The organism is Nocardioides abyssi (genome assembly GCF_030412915.1).
GTDB classification, from domain to species: domain Bacteria; phylum Actinomycetota; class Actinomycetes; order Propionibacteriales; family Nocardioidaceae; genus Nocardioides; species Nocardioides abyssi.
In genome coordinates this window covers 1-281 of sequence record NZ_JAUHJR010000129.1, presented here as the reverse complement: position 1 = coordinate 281, position 281 = coordinate 1, and the positions used below count along the sequence as shown (strand labels likewise).

The 281-nt window shown below is 73.3% G+C and carries 1 protein-coding gene; it reads left to right on the top strand.

What is annotated here, in order from left to right:
• Positions 1–57: 57 nt before the first annotated feature.
• Positions 58–281: hypothetical protein (locus QWY29_RS20210; RefSeq protein ID WP_300963023.1), on the top strand; the 224-nt coding region annotated here is incomplete at its 3' end.

Genomic DNA, 281 nt, shown 5'->3' with positions numbered 1-281 from the left:
GAGGCCGCCCAGTTCGACGCCCTCTCCGTCCGCCGCACCTCGCGCAGCCTCGGGTTGATGAGCCTCTCCAGCTACCGCTTCGAGCGGCCGATGGACCCCGATCGCACCGACTGGGCCAGCCGCCGCTGCGCCGAGCTGATCCTCGACCTCGCCGGCGGCACCCTGCACGAAGGCGTCATCGACCTCGCCTCCGAGCCGCCGCCGGACCGCCCCGCGGTGATGCTCCGCTTCGCCCAGATCGGGCGCATCCTCGGCATCGAGATCCCCCGCGTCCGCGTCGA